Below are 17,639 nucleotides of genomic sequence, written 5' to 3'. Positions count from 1 at the left end.
TCCGGAGGCCCCGGAAGTCGCATCATGCCGATTGCCCCGCCGCCTTGACTCTCTCGCCCAGTCGTCGGCACACGAGGCGCGTGGCGAGTACCCAATGATCGACCACCCACACCCGCCGATGTCAGCAGCAGCCGGAACCGATCGCCGTCGCGCCCGGCAGGGAGCGCTTGTTGCGGGACTCCCGGTTACGGGCGGCGAGTTGGTCATCGGCCGGATAGCCGACCTCCTCCAGGGTCAGTCCATGAGGACGGACGACATGGACGGCGGAGTCGCGCACCCCCGCGGAGAGCACCTCGGCCGGCCAGTCCGCGGGACGGTGGCCGTCGCCGACGAAGAGCAGGGCACCCACCAGCGAGCGCACCATGTTGTGGCAGAAGGCGTCCGCCCGCACCGTCGCCGTGATGACCCCGTCCGCCCCGCGCGCCCAGTCCAGCCGCTGGAGGGTGCGGATGGTGGTGGCGCCGTCACGCTTCTTGCAGTACGCGGCGAAGTCGTGCTCGCCCAGGAGCCGTTCACAGGCCGCGTTCATGGCGTCCACGTCCAGCGGCCAGTCATGCCACAGCACATGGCCGCGCAGCAGCGGATCGACCCCGCCGGGGTGATCGGTGACCCGGTAGGCGTAGCGCCGCCAGATCGCGGAGAAGCGGGCGTTGAAGCCGGGCGGGGCCTGCGCGACCTTCCAGACCCGTACGTCGTGGGGCAGCCGGCCGGCGAGCCGCCGCAGCAGCCTGTCCCGGTGCTCGGCCCACAGCGCCTCGGGCAGATCCACATGCGCCACCTGGCCGCGGGCATGGACCCCCGCGTCGGTGCGGCCCGCGACGGTCAGCTCAAAGGTCTCCGAGGAGCGCGTCACCGTCCGCAGCGCGCTCTCCAGCTCGCCCTGCACGGTGCGCCGCTCGCGCTGCTTGGCCCAGCCCGAGAAGTCCTTGCCGTCGTAGCTCAGATCCAGCCGGACCCGTACGAAACCGGGCGCCGCCTCGTCACTCACCCAACCGTTCCTCTCCATGCGGAACGGGCCCGCTCCCAGATTCTGGGGGCGGGCCCGTCCGTGACAACGAAAGCCGGAGCGACGCCTCAGGCGTCCTTCGACTCCTCGGCGGCCGGAGCCTCAGTCGCCTCGGCCTCGGCGGCCGGGGCCTCGGCGGCCTCGTCCTTCTTGAGGTTCGCGGCGGCCGTGTCACCGGCAGCGTCCTTGGCGGTGCGCTTGGTGGCGGCCTCGGCCTCGCCGACGGCCTCCTGCTGCACGGTCAGCGCCTCGACCAGCTCGATGACCGCCATCGGGGCGTTGTCGCCACGACGGTTACCGATCTTGGTGATGCGAGTGTAGCCACCCGGCCGGTTCTCGTAGCGCGGGCCGATCTCCGTGAAGAGGGTGTGCACGACGCTCTTGTCGCGGATGGTCTGCAGCACCAGACGGCGGTTGTGAAGGTCGCCCTTCTTCGCCTTGGTGACCAGCTTCTCCGCGACCGGGCGCAGGCGGCGGGCCTTCGCCTCGGTGGTGGTGATCCGGCCGTGCTCGAACAGCGCGGTGGCGAGGTTCGCCAGCAGGAGCCGCTCGTGCGCAGCGCTGCCGCCCAGACGGGCGCCCTTGGTGGGCTTCGGCATTGGTGTATCTCCTAGGTGTCTGCACCGGCCGTATGAGGTACCGGTGTCAGTTACCGGCGGGCGGCCGCCCGCCGGACATTTCGTCGCCCGCCGCACGGACTCGATCAAGCTCAGCAAGATCAAGCCCGTCCGGCGATTGAGGACAGCGCCTCAGCCCCAGCGGCGGGGCAGTGATCAGTACTGCTCGGTCTCGACGAAACCCGCATCCGCGTCGTCATCGGCGCCGAAGGCGTCAGCGGCGGCGGTCGGGTCGAATCCGGGCGGGCTGTCCTTGAGCGCCAGGCCCATACCGGCCAGCTTCGCCTTGACCTCGTCGATCGACTTGGCGCCGAAGTTCCGGATGTCGAGCAGGTCCGCCTCGGACCGCGCCACGAGCTCACCCACGGAGTGGATGCCCTCGCGCTTGAGGCAGTTGTACGAGCGGACGGTGAGCTCGAGCTCCTCGATCGGCAGCGCCAGATCGGCGGCGAGGGCGGCGTCCGTCGGGGACGGGCCCATGTCGATGCCCTCGGCGTCCACGTTCAGCTCGCGGGCCAGGCCGAACAGCTCGACCAGGGTCTTACCGGCCGACGCCATGGCGTCACGCGGCCGCATGGCCTGCTTGGTCTCGACGTCGACGATCAGCTTGTCGAAGTCGGTGCGCTGCTCGACACGGGTCGCCTCGACCTTGTAGGTGACCTTGAGCACCGGCGAGTAGATGGAGTCGACCGGGATCCGGCCGATCTCCTGGCCGACCTGCTTGTTCTGCACGGCGGAGACGTAACCGCGGCCACGCTCGACCGTGAGCTCCATCTCCAGCTTGCCCTTGCCGTTCAGCGTGGCCAGGACCAGGTCGGGGTTGTGCACCTCGACACCGGCCGGCGGGGCGATGTCGGCGGCGGTGACCAGACCCGGGCCCTGCTTGCGCAGGTACATCACGACCGGCTCGTCGTGCTCCGAGGAGACGACCAGCTGCTTGATGTTGAGGATCAGGTCGGTGACGTCCTCCTTGACGCCCGGCACGGTGGTGAACTCGTGCAGGACCCCGTCGATCCGGATGCTGGTGACGGCCGCACCGGGGATCGAGGAGAGGAGCGTACGACGCAGGGAGTTTCCGAGGGTGTAGCCGAAGCCCGGCTCCAGCGGCTCGATCACGAACCGGGAGCGGAACTCGTCGACGACCTCTTCGGTCAACGAGGGACGCTGAGCGATCAGCATGGGGTTTGCCTCCAGTCTTCGGCGCCCGCTATTTGACGCCGAACCCTTCAATGGTACGGGCGGTACGCGCCAAACGGCTGCGTACCGCCCGTATCGTCTTCGTCTACTACTTGGAGTAGAGCTCGACGATCAGCTGCTCCTGCACCTGGGTGTCGATCACCTGGCGCTCGGGCATGGAGTGCACGAGGATCCGCAGCTGCGACGGAATGGCCTCCAGCCACGCCGGCACCGTGCGCTCGCCCGCCTCGGCCTGAGCCACCTGGAAGGGGGTCAGGGTCCGGGACTTCGTGCGGACCTCGATGATGTCGTTCACGGTGACGCGAGCCGACGGGATGTCGGTCTTGCGGCCGTTCACGTTGATGTGGCCGTGGCGGACCAGCTGACGGGCGTGGTCGCGGGACTTGGCGAAGCCGGCCCGGTAGACCACGTTGTCGAGGCGGGTCTCGAGGATGCGAAGCAAGTTCTCGCCGGTCTTGCCGGACTTCTTGTTCGCCTCCGCGTAGTAGCCACGGAACTGCTTCTCAAGGACGCCGTAGATGCGGGTCGCCTTCTGCTTCTCACGGAGCTGCAGCAGGTACTCGCTGTCCTTGGTGCGCCCGCGACCGTGCTCACCCGGGGGGTAAGGACGGATCTCGATCGGGCACTTCGCGCTCTCGCACTTGCTCCCCTTGAGGAAGAGCTTCTGCTTCTCCCGACGGCAACGCTTGCAGTCGGCCCCGGTGTAACGCGCCATGTTTCTGTTGTCTCCTACTTCAGCCGGTCAGACGCGCCGACGCTTGGGCGGGCGGCATCCGTTGTGCGGAGTCGGAGTGACGTCCTGGATCGAACCCACCTCCAGGCCGGTGGCCTGGAGCGAGCGGATCGCGGTCTCACGGCCGGAGCCCGGACCCTTGACGAACACGTCGACCTTGCGCATGCCGTGCTCCTGCGCGCGGCGGGCGGCCGACTCGGCGGCCATCTGCGCGGCGAACGGAGTGGACTTGCGCGAGCCCTTGAAGCCGACGTGGCCGGCAGAGGCCCAAGAGATCACATTCCCGGTCGGGTCCGTGATCGAGACGATGGTGTTGTTGAACGTGCTCTTGATGTGAGCGTGCCCGTGGGCGACGTTCTTCTTCTCCTTGCGGCGCACCTTCTTGGCGCCGGCCGTCCTGCTCTTCGGAGGCATTCCTGAATTCTCCCGTGGAGGTGGTCGGTCCTACAGCTCGGACCGCTTGACAGCGTCCGGTGCGGACTACTTCTTGCCCGGCTTCTTCTTACCGGCGATGGCGCGACGCGGGCCCTTGCGGGTGCGGGCGTTGGTGCTGGTGCGCTGGCCGTGGACCGGAAGGCCGCGGCGGTGGCGCAGACCCTGGTAGCAGCCGATCTCGACCTTGCGGCGGATGTCGGCCTGGATCTCGCGACGGAGGTCACCCTCGGTCTTGATGTTGTTGTCCACGTACTCGCGGATCTTGACCAGGTCTTCTTCGCCCAGGTCACGAACGCGGGTGTCCGGGTTCACACCGGTGTTGGCGAGCGTCTGCTGGGCAAGGGTGCGACCGATGCCGAAGACGTAGGTGAGGGCAACCTCGACGCGCTTTTCGCGCGGGAGATCAACGCCTGCGAGGCGTGCCATGAATCTGGCTCCAGATGGTTGTCGGAGGTCTTCCGCAGCACCACTCCCGGCCACCGTTCGCACGGCTACCGGGTCCCCGGCCTCCGACCGGGGGTGTCGTCCCCGCGAGGCGGGAACGGGTGACTGCGTATGTACGCAAAGTTATGACGTCGCGCGAAGATGCTGCGAGTGGTGCAGGATATCCGGCCGGTGTGCGTCAGCCCTGGCGCTGCTTGTGGCGCAGGTTGTCGCAGATGACCATGACCCGGCCGTGGCGGCGGATCACCTTGCACTTGTCGCAGATCTTCTTGACGCTCGGCTTGACCTTCATGGTGTGAGGTTCTCCGGGTCGTGAGATCTACTTGTAGCGGTAGACGATCCGTCCGCGCGTGAGGTCGTACGGAGACAGCTCCACCACGACCCGGTCATCGGGCAGGATGCGGATGTAGTGCATACGCATCTTGCCGCTGATGTGCGCGAGGACCTTGTGACCGTTCTGAAGCTCCACCTTGAACATCGCGTTCGGCAGAGACTCGATCACGGTGCCCTCGATTTCGATGGCGCCTTGCTTCTTGGCCATGTCCTGCTTTCGGGATCGGCTACCTTGATCGGCCCGACACATGCGGGAGGGCATGCGTGAGCCGACGTGTCAGTCTACGTCAGGGCATCCCGAAACACGAATCCGGGGCATGATGCCCCGGAATCGAGATCTTTATGCCCACGGAGATCGTCAGGCCAGGGGATCGGGCGCGGCCTCCACGCCCAGCTCGGCCAGCTTCGCCTTGCCGCCGTCCACGGCGGTCAGCACCAGCGGGCCCTCCTCGGTCAGCGCGACCGAGTGCTCCCAGTGGCTGGACCAGGTGCCGTCGTCGGTCTTGACGGTCCAGTCGTCGGACAGCACGTGCGTCTTCGCGGTGCCCAGGCTCACCATGGGCTCGATCGCGATACAGAAGCCGGGGCCCAGCCGCGGGCCCTTGCCGCGCTTCTTGGAGACGTAGTTCAGCAGATGCGGGTCCATGTGCATCTGGGTGCCGATGCCATGGCCGCCGTAGTCCTCGATGATCCCGTACTTGCCGGAGGCCGGGCGGGGCTGGCGGCGGATGTAGCCCTCGATCGCCTTGGAGATGTCGACGAGCCGGTGGCCCTTGCGGACCGCCGCGATCCCGGCCCACATCGACTCCTCGGTCACCCGGCTGAGCTCGTACAGCTCCGGGGCGTGACCGGTGCCCACGAAGGCGGTGAAGGCGGCGTCGCCGTGCCAGCCGTCCACGATCGCGCCCGCGTCGATGGAGATGATGTCGCCGTCCTTGAGGACGGTCTCCTGGTCCGGGATGCCATGCACCACGATGTCGTTCACGGAGGTGCAGATCGTGGCGGGGAAGCCGCCGTAGCCCAGGAAGTTCGACTTGGCGCCGTGATCGGCGATGACCTTACGGGCGACGTCGTCCAGATCCTTGGTGGTGGCGCCGGGGACGGCAGCCGCCCGCGTCGCCTCATGGATGGCGGCGACGACCAGTCCCGCCTCACGCATCTTCGCGATCTGCTCGGGAGTCTTGATCTCCACCATCACTCAGCCTTCCGCGGTCCATCGGTTCAGCTCAACAGTACGGCCGCGACGCCCCGGCGGGGCATCGCGGCCGATCAGCTTCGTTCTCTAGGCCGCCTTGGCCGCCAAGGCGTCCATCGCCCGCTGGGTGACCTCGGACACCTTGCCGAGCGCCGAGATCGTCACGACCAGGCCCTTGGCCTTGTAGTAGTCGATGATCGGCTCGGTCTCGCGGTGGTAGACCTCGAGTCGTTTGCGGACCGTCTCCTCGCTGTCGTCCTCACGCTGGTACAGCTCGCCGCCACAGGCGTCGCACACGCCCGCGGCCTTCGACGGCTTGTACTCCACGTGGAACGTGTGCGAGCTGTCCTGACGGCAGGTGCGACGGCCCGCGATGCGCTTGATCACCTCGGACTCGGGGACCTCCAGGTCCAGCACCGCGTCCAGCGAGACACCGCGCTCGCCCAGGTAGGCGTCCAGAGCCTCGGCCTGGATCTGGTTCCTCGGGAACCCGTCCAGCAGGAAGCCCGCCTGTGCGTCCGGCTGGTCCAGCCGGTCCTCCGCCATGCCGATGGTGACCTCGTCCGGTACCAGTTGCCCGGCCCGCATGTACTCCTGCGCCTGCTTGCCGAGGGGGGTGCCCTGGCTGATGTTCGCGCGGAACAGGTCGCCTGTGGAGATATGCGGGATCGACAGCTTCTCGGCAAGGTACGCGGCCTGCGTACCCTTGCCGGCTCCCGGAGGCCCGACGAGGACGATTCGCATCAGCGGAGGAACCCTTCGTAGTGTCGCTGCTGAAGCTGGCTCTCGATCTGCTTCACAGTCTCCAGGCCGACACCCACGATGATCAGGATGCTCGTGCCGCCGAACGGGAAGTTCTGATTGGCGTTGAGCGTCACCAGTGCCACCGTGGGCACCAGGGCGATCAAGCCCAGATAGAGCGCACCGGGCCACGTGATGCGGTTCAGCACGTAGCTCAGATACTCCGCGGTGGGACGACCAGCCCGGATACCCGGGATGAACCCACCATACTTCTTCATGTTGTCGGCAACTTCTTCGGGGTTGAAGCTGATGGCGACATAGAAGAATGCGAAGAAGACGATCAGCAGGAAGTACGTGGCGATGTAGATCGGGTGGTCGCCCTTGACGAAGTTCTGCGAGATCCAGGTCGCCCAGCCGGCCTTCGAATTGGAGAACTGGACGATCAGCGCCGGAATGTACAGCAGCGATGAGGCGAAGATCACGGGGATCACACCCGCCTGGTTCACCTTCATCGGGATGTAGGTGGACGTACCGCCATACGAGCGACGGCCGATCATGCGCTTGGCGTATTGCACCGGGATCCGGCGCTGGGCCTGCTCGACGAAGACCACCAGGCCGACCATGGCCAGACCACAGAGGATCACCAGGCCGAACTCCAGCCAGCCCCCCATGATCTTGCCCTGCTGCTTGATGCTCCACATCGCGCTCGGGAAACCGGCGGCGATCGAGACGAACATCAGGATCGACATGCCGTTGCCGATGCCGCGGTCGGTGACCAGCTCACCGAGCCACATGATCAGCGCGGTGCCGGCGGTCATCGTGATGACCATCACGGCGGTAGTGAAGATCGAGTCGTCCCGGACGATCTGGCCGCCGACGGGGCAGCTCTGGAAGAGCGAGCCGCTGCGGGCGGTGGCCACCAGGCCGGTGCCCTGCAGAATCGCCAGCGCGATCGTCAGATAGCGGGTGTACTGCGTGATCTTCGACTGCCCGGCCTGACCCTCCTTCTTGAGGGCCTCGAGACGCGGGATCACCACGGTCAGCAGCTGCAGGATGATGCTCGCCGTGATGTACGGCATGATCCCGAGCGCGAAGATGGTGATCTGGAGCAGTGCGCCACCACTGAACATGTTGACCAGGCCGAACAGCCCCTGCTGGCCCTTGGCGAGGTCCATGCACGTCTGGACGTTCTTGTAGTCGATGCCCGGGATCGGGATATGTTGCCCGAGCCTGAAGAGCACGATGATGCCCAGCGTGAACAGCAGCTTCTTGCGCAGGTCGGGCGTCTTGAACGCCCGGGCGAACGCGGTGAGCACGGTGCCTCCTGCGCCCCCCGCGTGCGTGCGCGAGAGGTGACGGTCTTGAGGATCGACGAATACTTATCAGCCAGGACCCGCGCGGAGGCGTACCGCGCGGAAGGTAACAACGCACGCCACCTTACCGGCGACCTGGCCCCGCTTGGAACGACCAACCGGGGATGCCCCGTATCTGGAGCATCCCCGGTCGGGTGTACACCGTGCTCAGACGAGCTCGGTGACGGTGCCACCGGCAGCGGTGATCTTCTCCTTGGCGGAGCCGGAGACGGCGTCGACCGTCACCTGGAGCGCCACGGAGACCTCACCGGAGCCCAGCACCTTGACGAGCTGGTTCTTGCGCACCGCACCCTTGGCGACCAGATCGGCCACCGTGACCTCGCCACCCTGCGGGTAGAGCGCGGCCAGCTTGTCCAGGTTCACGACCTGGTACTCGGTGCGGAACGGGTTCTTGAAGCCCTTGAGCTTCGGGAGCCGCATGTGGAGGGGCATCTGCCCACCCTCGAAGCGCTCCGGAACCTGGTAGCGGGCCTTGGTGCCCTTGGTGCCACGACCAGCGGTCTTACCCTTGGACGCCTCACCACGACCGACACGGGTCTTGGCGGTCTTGGCGCCCGGGGCGGGCCGGAGGTTGTGGACCTTCAGCGGGTTGTTCTCCGCCATCTCAGTCGACCTCCTCGACCGTCACGAGGTGCCGCACGGTGGTCGCCATGCCGCGGAACTCGGGGCGGTCCTCCTTGACAACCACGTCGCCGAGCTTCTTCAGCCCGAGCGAACGCAGGGTGTCGCGGTGGTTCTGCTTGCTGCCGATGTAGGACTTCGTCTGCGTGATCTTCAGGCGGGCCATGCTCACACACCCACCCCGGCACGCGCCCGCAGCAGAGCGGCGGGGGCGACGTCCTCCAGCGGCAGACCACGGCGGGCGGCGATCTCCTCGGGGCGCTGAAGGCCCTGCAGAGCGGCCACCGTGGCGTGCACGATGTTGATCGGGTTCGACGAACCGAGCGACTTGCTGAGCACGTCGTGGATGCCCGCGCACTCCAGCACGGCGCGCACCGGGCCACCGGCGATCACACCGGTACCGGGGGACGCCGGCTTCAGCAGCACGACACCCGCGGCCTCCTCACCCTGGATCGGGTGCGGGATGGTGCCGGCGATCCGGGGGACCTTGAAGAAGTGCTTCTTGGCCTCCTCCACGCCCTTGGCGATCGCGGCCGGCACCTCCTTGGCCTTGCCGTAACCGACACCCACGGTGCCGTCACCGTCGCCCACCACGACCAGCGCGGTGAAGCTGAAGCGACGACCACCCTTCACAACCTTGGCGACGCGGTTGATCGCGACAACACGCTCGACGTAAGCGGTCTTCTCGGCGGCAGCGCCACCGTCCCGCCGGTCCTTCCGGTCCCGCCGCTCGCCGCCACCGGCGCCGCCACCGCGGCGCTGGGGTCCAGCCATTGGATTTACCTCTCTCGTTTCCGCTTTGCGTTGGAACCGGGGCTCAGAACTTCAGCCCGGCCTCGCGGGCGGCGTCCGCCAGAGCGGCAATCCGCCCGGCGTACTTGTTGCCACCACGGTCGAACACGACGGCCTCGATGCCCGCGGCCTTCGCCCGCTCGGCCACCAGCGCGCCGACCTGCTGCGCCTGGGCGCTCTTGTCGCCCTCGGCCGCCCGGATGGCGCTGTCCAGCGTCGACGCCGAGGCCAGCGTGTGGCCCGCGATGTCGTCGATGACCTGCGCCACCATGTGACGGTTGGACCGCGTCACCACGAGGCGAGGACGGACCGGCGTGCCGGAGACCCGCTTGCGGACGCGGATGTGACGCCGCTTGACGGCAGCCGCCTTACGGGCGTTGCCCTTGGCGATCTTCACACCGTATGCCATGGCTTACTTACCAGCCTTTCCGACCTTGCGGCGGATGACCTCGCCCGCGTACTTCACGCCCTTGGCCTTGTACGGGTCGGGCTTGCGCAGCTTGCGGATGTTCGCGGCGACCTCGCCGACCTTCTGCTTGTCGATGCCCTCGACGCTCAGCTTGGTCGGGGACTCCACCTTGAAGGTGATGCCCTCGGGGGCCTCGACCAGGATCGGGTGGCTGTAGCCCAGGGCGAACTCCAGGTTGGAGCCCTTGGCCTGGACGCGGTAACCCACACCGCTGATCTCGAGCGCCTTGCTGTAGCCCTGGGTCACGCCGGTGATCATGTTCGCCACCAGCGTGCGGGACAGGCCGTGCAGGGCCTTGTTCTGACGCTCGTCGTTGGGGCGGGTGACAACGAGAGTGTTGTCCTCACCCTTGGCGACATCGATCGGCGCGGCGACGGTGTGCGAGAGAGAACCCTTGGGGCCCTTCACGGCGACCGTGCGGCCATCGATGGTGACGTCCACACCAGCGGGAACCTGGATGGGCAGCTTGCCAATGCGCGACATGTGCTTCCTCCGTTCCCTGGTTACCAGACGTAGGCGAGGACTTCCCCACCCACGCCCTTCTTGCCGGCCTGCTTGTCGGTGAGGAGCCCGTGCGACGTGGAGATGATCGCCACGCCCAGGCCGCCGAGCACCTTCGGCAGGTTGGTGGACTTTGCGTAGACCCGCAGGCCCGGCTTCGAAATCCGCTTGATGCCGGCGATCGAGCGCTCGCGGTTCGGGCCGAACTTCAGCTCGAGGGTGAGGTTCTTGCCGACCTCGGCGTCCTCGACCTTCCAGCCGGTGATGTAGCCCTCCTGCTGGAGGATCTCCGCGATATGCGACTTGATCTTGCTGTGGGGCATCACGACGGAGTCGTGGTACGCCGAGTTCGCGTTTCGCAGACGCGTCAGCATGTCTGCGATCGGATCGGTCATGGTCATGATGGCCTTCGGCCTCTCTCGCCGGGGTTTCCTGTATGCGCCATCCCTCTCACCCACTCACGGTGGGCACGGGTGCGGCGCGGGGACCTACGGCGTAGTAAGGATTCTGGGCGGCGAGCGCCCAACCGTTCCACTCTACGGGAGTGGACGGGCGGGGCTCGCCATCCATTTGCTTACCGAGAGTCCGGTACCAGCCCAAAATTCCATCTTTCGCCCGCCAGGACGCCCGTTGAGGGCGGTGGCGGGAGACGACGGGTGGGCTGTTACCAGGAGCTCTTGGTCACGCCCGGCAGCTCGCCACGGTGAGCCATCTCACGAAGGCACACGCGGCACAGGCCGAACTTGCGGTAGACGGAGTGCGGACGTCCGCAACGCTGGCAGCGCGTGTACCCACGCACGCCGAACTTGGGCTTGCGGGCGGCCTTGGCAATGAGAGCCTTCTTCGCCACGGCTCACGCCTCCTTGAACGGGAAGCCGAGGTGACGCAGCAGGGCGCGGCCCTCGTCGTCGTTGGTCGCCGTGGTCACCACGGTGATGTCCATACCCCGGACGCGGTCGATCTTGTCCTGGTCGATCTCGTGGAACATGACCTGCTCCGTGAGACCGAAGGTGTAGTTGCCCCGGCCGTCGAACTGCTTCGGCGACAGACCGCGGAAGTCGCGGATGCGCGGCAGCGCGAGCGACACCAGACGGTCCAGGAACTCCCACATGCGGTCACCGCGGAGGGTGACGTGGGCGCCGATCGGCTGGCCCTCACGCAGCTTGAACTGCGCGATGGACTTACGGGCCTTGGTGACGGCCGGCTTCTGGCCGGTGATCGTGGAGAGGTCGCGGATGGCGCCCTCGATCAGCTTGGAGTCGCGGGCGGCGTCGCCCACACCCATGTTGACCACGACCTTGGTCAGACCCGGGATCTGCATGACGTTCTCGTAGGAGAACTGCTCCTGCAGCTTGCCCTGGATCTCTTCGCGGTAGCGCGCCTTGAGGCGCGGTGCAGTGGTGGTGGCAGTCATCAGATGTCCTCACCGGTCCGCTTGGCAACGCGGATCTTGTTGCCCTCGTCGTCGAAGCGGTATCCGACGCGGGTGACGACCTTGTTGCCGTCCTTCTCCACCACGAGCTGCACGTTGCTCACGTGGATCGGGGCTTCGGTCGTCACGATGCCGCCGGTCTTCGAACCACGAGCGGTCTGTCCGGCCTTGGTGTGCTTCTTGACCCGGTTGACACCCTCGACCAGGACACGGTCCTCGCGCGGGAAGGCCGCGATGACCTTGCCCTGCTTGCCCTTGTCCTTACCGGTGATGACCTGGACCAGGTCGCCCTTCTTGATCTTCATCGGTTACAGCACCTCCGGCGCGAGCGAGATGATCTTCATGAACTTCTTCTCGCGCAGCTCACGGCCCACCGGGCCGAAGATACGGGTGCCACGGGGGTCGCCATCGTTCTTGAGGATGACGGCCGCGTTCTCGTCGAAGCGGATGTACGAACCGTCCGGGCGGCGGCGCTCCTTGACGGTGCGCACGATGACCGCCTTGACGACGTCACCCTTCTTCACGTTGCCACCGGGGATCGCGTCCTTGACGGTGGCGACGATGACGTCACCGATGCCCGCGTAGCGGCGACCGGAGCCACCGAGAACACGGATGCAAAGGATTTCCTTCGCGCCCGTGTTGTCGGCGACGCGCAGTCGCGACTCCTGCTGGATCACGTCTATCTCCTGATCGTCTGCCGGTTCCCGGCAGGGGCTGGATATGTCCAGCCCCTGCCGAGCCTGGCGGAACTGTCCTGCGGACTATTGCCCGCAGGAATTACTTGGCCTTCTCGAGGATCTCGACGACGCGCCAGCGCTTGGTCGCGGACAGCGGCCGGGTCTCCATCAGGAGGACGCGGTCGCCGACACCCGCGGCGTTCTGCTCGTCGTGCGCCTTGAGCTTGTTCGTACGGCGGATGACCTTGCCGTACAGCGCGTGCTTGACGCGGTCCTCGACGGCGACGACGACGGTCTTGTCCATCTTGTCGCTGACGACCAGACCCTCACGGGTCTTGCGGAAGCCGCGGTTCTGCGTTGCGTTCTCAGTCACATTCGTCTCGCTCATCAGGCGCTCTCCACCGTCTCGATGCCGAGCTCGCGCTCCCGCATCAGGGTGTAGATCCGGGCGATGTCCTTGCGGACGGCCTTCAGCCGGCCGTGGTTCTCAAGCTGTCCGGTCGCCGCCTGGAAGCGGAGGTTGAACAGCTCTTCCTTGGCCTCACGGAGCTTGCCAACGAGGTCCTCGTTGTTCAGCTCACGCAGCTCGGACGCCTTGGTACCGGCCGCCATCACGACTCACCTGCCTCGCGCCGCACGATCCGGCACTTCATCGGGAGCTTGTGAGCAGCGCGGGTGAGCGCCTCACGCGCAGTCTTCTCGTTCGGGAAGGACAGCTCGAACATCACCCGGCCGGGCTTGACGTTCGCGACCCACCACTCCGGCGAACCCTTACCGGAACCCATGCGGGTCTCGGCAGGCTTCTTCGTCAGCGGACGGTCCGGGTAGATGTTGATCCAGACCTTGCCGCCACGCTTGATGTGGCGGGTCATCGCGATACGAGCGGCCTCGATCTGACGGTTGGTGACGTACGCCGGAGTGACGGCCTGGATGCCGTACTCGCCGAACGCCAGCTCCGTGCCGCCCTTGGCCATGCCGGACCGCTTGGGGTGGTGCTGCTTGCGGTGCTTGACCCTGCGAGGGATCAGCATGTCGGTCAGGCCTCCGTTCCAGTGCTCTCAGCAGCCGGAGCGGCGGTGGCCTCGGCCTTGGGGGCCTCGGCGGGGGCGCTCTGCTGCTGCTGCGGCTTACGGCCACGGCCACCGCGCTCGCCACCACGGCGCTGCGGGCGGTCGCTGCCACCGCGCGACGGGCGGTTGCCGGCGCGGGCGGCGGCGTTCTCGGCGCGGACCTCGGCGATGTTCTTGACGTCGCCCTTGTAGATCCACACCTTGACGCCGATGCGGCCGAAGGTGGTCTTGGCCTCGAAGAAGCCGTAGTCGACGTTCGCGCGGAGCGTGTGCAGGGGCACACGGCCCTCGCGGTAGAACTCCGAGCGGGACATCTCGGCACCGCCGAGACGGCCACCACACTGGATCTTGATGCCCTTGGCACCGGCCTTCATCGAGCTCTGCATCGACTTGCGCATCGCACGACGGAAGGAGACGCGGGAGGAGAGCTGCTCGGCGACGGCCTGGGCCACCAGCTGAGCGTCGACCTCGGGGTTCTTCACCTCGAGGATGTTCAGCTGCACCTGCTTGCCGGTCAGCTTCTCCAGCTCGCCGCGGATACGGTCGGCCTCCGCGCCGCGGCGGCCGATGACGATGCCCGGCCGGGCGGTGTGGATGTCGACGCGGACGCGGTCACGGGTGCGCTCGATCTCCACCTTGGAGATGCCCGCGCGCTCCATGCCCTTCGTCATCATCCGGCGGATGGCGACGTCTTCCTTGACGTAGTCCTTGTACAGCTTGTCGGCGTACCAGCGCGACTTGAAGTCGGTGGTGATGCCGAGCCGGAACCCGTGCGGGTTAACCTTCTGGCCCATTACCGGGTTCCTTCCTTGCTGCTGACGACCACGGTGATGTGGCTGGTCCGCTTGCGGATCCGGTAGGCGCGGCCCTGGGCACGCGGACGGAACCGCTTCAGGGTCGGGCCCTCGTCGACGTACGCCTCAGAGATGAAGAGGCTGTCGGCGTCGGTGTGGTCGTAGTTGTGCGCGGCGTTGGCGATGGCGCTGTCCAGCACCTTGCCGACCGGCACGCTCGCGGCCTGCGGGGCGAAACGCAGGACCGCCTGAGCCTCCGTGGCACTCATGCCACGGATGAGGTCCACCACGCGGCGGGCCTTCATGGGCGTGACGCGGATGTACCGCGCCTGGGCCCTGGCTTCCATGGTTGTCCCTTCGGTGTCTGTCATGAGTCTCTTCCGCCGATCAGCGACGACGCGACTTACGGTCGTCCTTCTCGTGGCCGCGGAAGGTGCGGGTCGGCGCGAACTCGCCGAGCTTGTGGCCGACCATCGACTCGGTGACGAACACCGGGACGTGCTTGCGGCCGTCGTGCACCGCGATCGTGTGGCCGAGCATGGCCGGGACGATCATCGAGCGGCGGGACCAGGTCTTGATGACGTTCTTGGTGCCGGCTTCGTTCTGGACATCCACCTTCTTGATCAGGTGGTCGTCGACGAAGGGCCCCTTCTTGAGACTGCGCGGCATCTAAACCCGCTCCTAGCGCTTCTTGTTCGTCTTGCGGCGGCGGACGATGTACTTGTTGCTGGCCTTCTTCGGCGAGCGCGTACGGCCCTCCTTCTGACCCCACGGCGAGACCGGGTGGCGACCACCGGAGGTCTTGCCCTCACCACCACCGTGCGGGTGGTCGACGGGGTTCATGACCACACCACGAACGGTCGGGCGGACGCCCTTCCAGCGCATGCGGCCGGCCTTGCCCCAGTTGATGTTCGACTGCTCGGCGTTGCCGACCTCGCCAACGGTGGCGCGGCAGCGGACGTCGACCAGGCGGATCTCACCGGACGGCATGCGGAGGTGGGCCATGGAGCCCTCCTTCGCCAGCAGCTGCACGGAGGCACCCGCGGAGCGGGCGAACTTCGCGCCGCCGCCGGGCCGCAGCTCGATGGCGTGGAGCGTGGTACCAACCGGGATGTTGCGCAGCGAAAGGTTGTTACCGGGCTTGATGTCGGCGCCGGGGCCGTTCTCGATCCGGTCGCCCTGCGTCAGGCCGCGCGGCGCGAGGATGTAGCGCTTCTCGCCGTCGGCGTAGTGCAGCAGCGCGATGCGCGCGGTGCGGTTGGGGTCGTATTCGATGTGTGCGACCTTCGCCGGGACGCCGTCCTTGTCGTGACGGCGGAAGTCGATCACGCGGTACGCACGCTTGTGACCGCCACCCTGGTGGCGGACCGTGATGCGGCCGGCGTTGTTACGACCACCCTTGCTGTGCAGCGGGCGGACCAGCGACTTCTCCGGCGTGGACCGCGTGATCTCGACGAAGTCGGCGACGCTGGAGCCACGACGGCCCGGGGTCGTCGGCTTGTACTTGCGGATACCCATTTCTCAGTCCTCGGAAGATTCCGGACTTCTGGACGTTCCGATCTCCGTTAGGAGACCGGGCCGCCGAAGATGTCGATGCGGTCGCCCTCGGCGAGGGTCACGATGGCGCGCTTGGTGTCCTTGCGCTTGCCGTAGCCGGTGCGGGTGCGCTTGCGCTTGCCCTGCCGGTTGATCGTGTTGACCCCGGTGACCTTGACCGAGAAGACCGCCTCGACGGCCTGCTTGATCTGGGTCTTGTTCGCGCGCGGGTCGACGATGAACGTGTACTTGTTCTCGTCCAGCAGCGCGTAGCTCTTCTCCGAGACCACCGGCTTGACGAGCACGTCGCGGGGGTCGGTGAAGGTCTTGCTGGTGACAGCGGTCGCCTCACTCATCAGGCGGCGCTCCCTTCGGTCTTCTCAGCGGCCTTGGGACCAGCCACGAAGGACTCGAAGGCGGCCTTGGTGAAGACCACGTCGTCGGAGACGAGCACGTCGTACGTGTTCAGCTGGCCCGGCTCCAGGATGTGCACCTGGGGCAGGTTGCGGGCGGACAGCCACGCGGCCTCGTCGCTCCGCTCGGCGACCAGGAGCAGGTTCTTGCGCTCGCTGATCTTGCCCAGCAGGGTCTTCGCGGCCTTGGTGGAGATGTCGCCGTCGACCACGCCGGTCACGACGTGGATCCGCTCGTGGCGCGCCCGGTCGGAGAGGGCACCGCGCAGCGCGGCGGCCTTCATCTTCTTCGGGGTGCGCTGGCTGTAGTCGCGCGGCACGGGACCGTGCACGACGCCACCGCCGGCGAACTGCGGCGCGCGGGTCGAGCCCTGGCGCGCGCGGCCGGTGCCCTTCTGGCGGTAGGGCTTCTTGCCACCGCCCCGGACCTCGCCGCGGGTCTTGGTCTTGTGCGTGCCCTGGCGGGCAGCGGCCAGCTGGGCGACGACGACCTGGTGGATCAGCGGAACGCTGACCTGCGCGTCGAAGATCTCCGCGGGGAGCTCGACGGTCCCGGCCTTGTCGCCAGCCGGCGAAAGGATGTCAATGGTGCTCATCGGTTACCTCAGGCCCCCTTGGCCGCGGTACGGACCAGGACGAGGCCGCCGTTCGGACCAGGAACCGCTCCCTTGATCAGGAGCAGACCCTTCTCCGCGTCAACGGCGTGGACGGTCAGGTTCTGGGTGGTGACCCGCTCATTGCCCATGCGGCCGGCCATGCGCAGGCCCTTGAACACGCGGCCCGGGGTGGCGCAGCCACCGATGGAGCCCGGCGAGCGGTGCTTGCGCTGGGTGCCGTGGCCGGCGCCGAGGCCGCCGAAGCCGTGGCGCTTCATGACACCGGCGGTGCCCTTGCCCTTGCTGGTGCCGGTCACGTCGACCTTGACACCGGACTCGAACACCTCGGCCGTGACTTCCTGGCCGAGCGTGTACTCACCGGCGTCGGTGGTACGCAGCTCCACCAGGTGGCGGCGCGGGGTCACATCGGCCTTGGCGAAGTGGCCCTTGAGGGGCTTGTTCACCTTGCGCGGGTCGATCTCGCCGAAGGCGATCTGGACGGCGCTGTAGCCGTCCGCGTCATCGGTACGGACCTGGGTCACGACGCAGGGACCGGCCTTGACGACGGTGACCGGGACGACACGGTTGTTCTCGTCCCACACCTGCGTCATGCCGAGCTTCTCGCCCAGGACGCCCTTGATCTGCTTAGCCATCTCGCGCGTCA

General features: G+C 67.1%; 31 protein-coding genes. All 31 read right to left on the bottom strand.

Features of this window, described 5'->3' with window-relative positions; all coding sequences use genetic code 11:
* Nucleotides 1-121 precede the first annotated feature (121 nt).
* Nucleotides 122-988 carry a tRNA pseudouridine(38-40) synthase TruA gene (gene truA, locus ACFYOY_RS40825; protein WP_351896512.1) on the bottom strand — a complete coding sequence of 289 codons (867 nt, stop codon included), beginning with the start codon at nt 986-988 and terminating at the stop codon, nt 122-124.
* Between the two features lie 86 nt (nt 989-1,074).
* On the bottom strand, nt 1,075-1,605 hold the full coding sequence (rplQ, locus tag ACFYOY_RS40820; protein WP_351896506.1) for a 50S ribosomal protein L17: 531 nt from the start codon (nt 1,603-1,605) through the stop codon (nt 1,075-1,077).
* Nucleotides 1,606-1,779: 174 nt separating this feature from the next.
* Nucleotides 1,780-2,802: a DNA-directed RNA polymerase subunit alpha gene (locus ACFYOY_RS40815; protein ID WP_009715858.1), complete on the bottom strand. Its 1,023-nt coding sequence runs from the start codon at nt 2,800-2,802 to the stop codon at nt 1,780-1,782.
* A gap of 106 nt (nt 2,803-2,908) precedes the next feature.
* Nucleotides 2,909-3,535, bottom strand: coding sequence for a 30S ribosomal protein S4 (gene rpsD, locus ACFYOY_RS40810; protein ID WP_059148963.1), 627 nt, complete (start codon nt 3,533-3,535; stop codon nt 2,909-2,911).
* A 27-nt stretch (nt 3,536-3,562) separates the two neighbouring features.
* On the bottom strand, nt 3,563-3,967 hold the full coding sequence (gene rpsK / locus ACFYOY_RS40805; RefSeq protein ID WP_009715860.1) for a 30S ribosomal protein S11: 405 nt from the start codon (nt 3,965-3,967) through the stop codon (nt 3,563-3,565).
* Nucleotides 3,968-4,033: 66 nt separating this feature from the next.
* Nucleotides 4,034-4,414 (bottom strand): 30S ribosomal protein S13, encoded by a 381-nt coding sequence (gene rpsM / locus ACFYOY_RS40800; RefSeq protein ID WP_014054183.1) that lies wholly within the window; start codon nt 4,412-4,414, stop codon nt 4,034-4,036.
* A 196-nt stretch (nt 4,415-4,610) separates the two neighbouring features.
* Nucleotides 4,611-4,724 (bottom strand): 50S ribosomal protein L36, encoded by a 114-nt coding sequence (gene rpmJ, locus ACFYOY_RS40795; RefSeq protein WP_003956441.1) that lies wholly within the window; start codon nt 4,722-4,724, stop codon nt 4,611-4,613.
* Nucleotides 4,725-4,751: 27 nt separating this feature from the next.
* Complete coding sequence (gene infA / locus ACFYOY_RS40790; protein ID WP_003956442.1) at nt 4,752-4,973, bottom strand: translation initiation factor IF-1; 222 nt, start codon at nt 4,971-4,973, stop codon at nt 4,752-4,754.
* A gap of 150 nt (nt 4,974-5,123) precedes the next feature.
* Entirely contained in the window at nt 5,124-5,960 is an 837-nt protein-coding gene (map, locus tag ACFYOY_RS40785) for a type I methionyl aminopeptidase (protein ID WP_351896484.1), read from the bottom strand.
* 87 nt (nt 5,961-6,047) lie between these two features.
* Nucleotides 6,048-6,704 carry an adenylate kinase gene (locus ACFYOY_RS40780; protein ID WP_351896479.1) on the bottom strand — a complete coding sequence of 219 codons (657 nt, stop codon included), beginning with the start codon at nt 6,702-6,704 and terminating at the stop codon, nt 6,048-6,050.
* Complete coding sequence (gene secY / locus ACFYOY_RS40775; RefSeq protein ID WP_059148966.1) at nt 6,704-8,017, bottom strand: preprotein translocase subunit SecY; 1,314 nt, start codon at nt 8,015-8,017, stop codon at nt 6,704-6,706. Before secY ends, ACFYOY_RS40780 begins: the two co-directional genes overlap by 1 nt.
* A 204-nt stretch (nt 8,018-8,221) precedes the next feature.
* Nucleotides 8,222-8,677, bottom strand: a complete 456-nt coding sequence (rplO, locus tag ACFYOY_RS40770; protein WP_059148967.1) for a 50S ribosomal protein L15 — start codon at nt 8,675-8,677, stop codon at nt 8,222-8,224.
* A 1-nt stretch (nt 8,678) separates the two neighbouring features.
* The gene (gene rpmD, locus ACFYOY_RS40765) at nt 8,679-8,861 is read right to left on the bottom strand and encodes a 50S ribosomal protein L30 (protein ID WP_009715866.1); all 183 of its coding nucleotides are present in this window, start codon (nt 8,859-8,861) and stop codon (nt 8,679-8,681) included.
* 2 nt (nt 8,862-8,863) lie between these two features.
* A complete protein-coding gene (gene rpsE / locus ACFYOY_RS40760) occupies nt 8,864-9,469 on the bottom strand; it encodes a 30S ribosomal protein S5 (protein WP_030835127.1) in 606 nt (201 codons plus the stop codon).
* A 43-nt stretch (nt 9,470-9,512) separates the two neighbouring features.
* Nucleotides 9,513-9,896: a 50S ribosomal protein L18 gene (rplR, locus tag ACFYOY_RS40755; RefSeq protein WP_059148968.1), complete on the bottom strand. Its 384-nt coding sequence runs from the start codon at nt 9,894-9,896 to the stop codon at nt 9,513-9,515.
* A 3-nt stretch (nt 9,897-9,899) separates the two neighbouring features.
* Nucleotides 9,900-10,439 carry a 50S ribosomal protein L6 gene (rplF, locus tag ACFYOY_RS40750; protein WP_351896460.1) on the bottom strand — a complete coding sequence of 180 codons (540 nt, stop codon included), beginning with the start codon at nt 10,437-10,439 and terminating at the stop codon, nt 9,900-9,902.
* 20 nt (nt 10,440-10,459) lie between these two features.
* Nucleotides 10,460-10,858, bottom strand: coding sequence for a 30S ribosomal protein S8 (gene rpsH / locus ACFYOY_RS40745; RefSeq protein ID WP_055556099.1), 399 nt, complete (start codon nt 10,856-10,858; stop codon nt 10,460-10,462).
* Between the two features lie 263 nt (nt 10,859-11,121).
* Nucleotides 11,122-11,307, bottom strand: coding sequence for a type Z 30S ribosomal protein S14 (locus ACFYOY_RS40740; protein WP_003948630.1), 186 nt, complete (start codon nt 11,305-11,307; stop codon nt 11,122-11,124).
* 3 nt (nt 11,308-11,310) lie between these two features.
* Entirely contained in the window at nt 11,311-11,871 is a 561-nt protein-coding gene (gene rplE, locus ACFYOY_RS40735) for a 50S ribosomal protein L5 (RefSeq protein ID WP_014054174.1), read from the bottom strand.
* Nucleotides 11,871-12,194 (bottom strand): 50S ribosomal protein L24, encoded by a 324-nt coding sequence (rplX, locus tag ACFYOY_RS40730; protein ID WP_014054173.1) that lies wholly within the window; start codon nt 12,192-12,194, stop codon nt 11,871-11,873. The genes rplE and rplX overlap by 1 nt, the downstream gene beginning before the upstream one ends.
* A 3-nt stretch (nt 12,195-12,197) precedes the next feature.
* On the bottom strand, nt 12,198-12,566 hold the full coding sequence (gene rplN, locus ACFYOY_RS40725) for a 50S ribosomal protein L14 (RefSeq protein ID WP_003998823.1): 369 nt from the start codon (nt 12,564-12,566) through the stop codon (nt 12,198-12,200).
* A 100-nt stretch (nt 12,567-12,666) separates the two neighbouring features.
* Nucleotides 12,667-12,954 carry a 30S ribosomal protein S17 gene (gene rpsQ, locus ACFYOY_RS40720; protein ID WP_014054172.1) on the bottom strand — a complete coding sequence of 96 codons (288 nt, stop codon included), beginning with the start codon at nt 12,952-12,954 and terminating at the stop codon, nt 12,667-12,669.
* The gene (gene rpmC / locus ACFYOY_RS40715) at nt 12,954-13,178 is read right to left on the bottom strand and encodes a 50S ribosomal protein L29 (protein ID WP_009715874.1); all 225 of its coding nucleotides are present in this window, start codon (nt 13,176-13,178) and stop codon (nt 12,954-12,956) included. The genes rpsQ and rpmC overlap by 1 nt, the downstream gene beginning before the upstream one ends.
* Nucleotides 13,178-13,597: a 50S ribosomal protein L16 gene (gene rplP, locus ACFYOY_RS40710; protein ID WP_014054170.1), complete on the bottom strand. Its 420-nt coding sequence runs from the start codon at nt 13,595-13,597 to the stop codon at nt 13,178-13,180. The genes rpmC and rplP overlap by 1 nt, the downstream gene beginning before the upstream one ends.
* Nucleotides 13,598-13,602: 5 nt before the next feature.
* Nucleotides 13,603-14,430: a 30S ribosomal protein S3 gene (rpsC, locus tag ACFYOY_RS40705; protein ID WP_014054169.1), complete on the bottom strand. Its 828-nt coding sequence runs from the start codon at nt 14,428-14,430 to the stop codon at nt 13,603-13,605.
* Nucleotides 14,430-14,777: a 50S ribosomal protein L22 gene (gene rplV, locus ACFYOY_RS40700; protein WP_059148970.1), complete on the bottom strand. Its 348-nt coding sequence runs from the start codon at nt 14,775-14,777 to the stop codon at nt 14,430-14,432. The genes rpsC and rplV overlap by 1 nt, the downstream gene beginning before the upstream one ends.
* Nucleotides 14,778-14,817: 40 nt before the next feature.
* On the bottom strand, nt 14,818-15,099 hold the full coding sequence (gene rpsS / locus ACFYOY_RS40695) for a 30S ribosomal protein S19 (RefSeq protein WP_014178772.1): 282 nt from the start codon (nt 15,097-15,099) through the stop codon (nt 14,818-14,820).
* A 12-nt stretch (nt 15,100-15,111) separates the two neighbouring features.
* Complete coding sequence (gene rplB / locus ACFYOY_RS40690) at nt 15,112-15,948, bottom strand: 50S ribosomal protein L2 (protein WP_059148971.1); 837 nt, start codon at nt 15,946-15,948, stop codon at nt 15,112-15,114.
* 47 nt (nt 15,949-15,995) lie between these two features.
* On the bottom strand, nt 15,996-16,322 hold the full coding sequence (gene rplW / locus ACFYOY_RS40685; protein ID WP_020869260.1) for a 50S ribosomal protein L23: 327 nt from the start codon (nt 16,320-16,322) through the stop codon (nt 15,996-15,998).
* A complete protein-coding gene (rplD, locus tag ACFYOY_RS40680; RefSeq protein WP_137966935.1) occupies nt 16,322-16,975 on the bottom strand; it encodes a 50S ribosomal protein L4 in 654 nt (217 codons plus the stop codon). The genes rplW and rplD overlap by 1 nt, the downstream gene beginning before the upstream one ends.
* A gap of 8 nt (nt 16,976-16,983) precedes the next feature.
* Nucleotides 16,984-17,628, bottom strand: a complete 645-nt coding sequence (gene rplC / locus ACFYOY_RS40675) for a 50S ribosomal protein L3 (RefSeq protein ID WP_093470442.1) — start codon at nt 17,626-17,628, stop codon at nt 16,984-16,986.
* Between the last annotated feature and the right edge of the window lie 11 nt (nt 17,629-17,639).

It is taken from the genome of Streptomyces sp. NPDC007875 (assembly GCF_042868035.1).
Lineage (GTDB): Bacteria > Actinomycetota > Actinomycetes > Streptomycetales > Streptomycetaceae > Streptomyces > Streptomyces antimycoticus.
Note: the sequence above shows the minus strand (reverse complement) of the source record. Positions and strands in the feature narration are given on the sequence as shown.